This window comes from Pseudomonas crudilactis (assembly GCF_013433315.1).
GTDB lineage: Bacteria > Pseudomonadota > Gammaproteobacteria > Pseudomonadales > Pseudomonadaceae > Aquipseudomonas > Aquipseudomonas crudilactis.
The window spans coordinates 1-691 of the sequence record NZ_WXVV01000057.1; the positions used below are offsets into that span (position 1 = coordinate 1).

The window sequence follows — 691 nt, forward strand, 5'->3', positions numbered from 1 at the left end:
CTGCACCAATGGCTGCCCGGTATCGATGGTCACCGGTGAGGAACTGCTGACCCTGAGCGATGCCGTGCTCGATGGCGTGTTGCCGTTTGAGTTCACGCGGTTGTATCGCTCTAGTGCCGCCGAAATCGATGTTGGGTTGGGGTTTGGCTGGAGCCATTCGCTGGCGCATCGGCTGGAGTTTGAAGGCGACTTCGTGGTCTGGGTCGATCACGAAAACCGGCGAACACGGTTTCCGCTGCCGAGTATTGAGCGGCCGGCGATTCACAACAGTTTGTCGCGGGCGGCGATTTTTCTGGGTGATGAACCGGAAGAGCTGATCCTGGCGCTGGCCGGGGATACGGCGCGGTTTTATCACTTTCGCGCGGGACGGCTGACGGCGGTCAGCGATGCCTATGGCAATCGTCTGACGGTGCAGCGCGATCGCTCTGACCGGGTGCAGCGACTGGACAACGGCGCCGGGCGTTCGCTGTTGTTGCGCTATGACCGCGCGCAGTTGCTCGGTGTGGATTACCAGGTGTTTCGCGACGGTGCCTGGAGCACTGAACAGGCGCTGGTCAGTTACCGCTACGACGCTTATCAACACCTGATCGAGGCCAGCAACGCCGTCGGTGACAGCGAGCGTTACGACTACGACGACGCCCACGTGATTCTGCAGCGGCAACTGGCTGGCGGGGCGAGTTTCTTCTGGGAG

1 protein-coding gene is annotated in these 691 nt (G+C 61.5%); it reads left to right on the plus strand.

The window, feature by feature from the left end; all coding sequences use genetic code 11:
• A partial coding sequence (locus GTU76_RS29755) for a DUF6531 domain-containing protein (RefSeq protein ID WP_246376193.1) occupies window positions 1-691 on the plus strand: 691 nt, incomplete at both ends.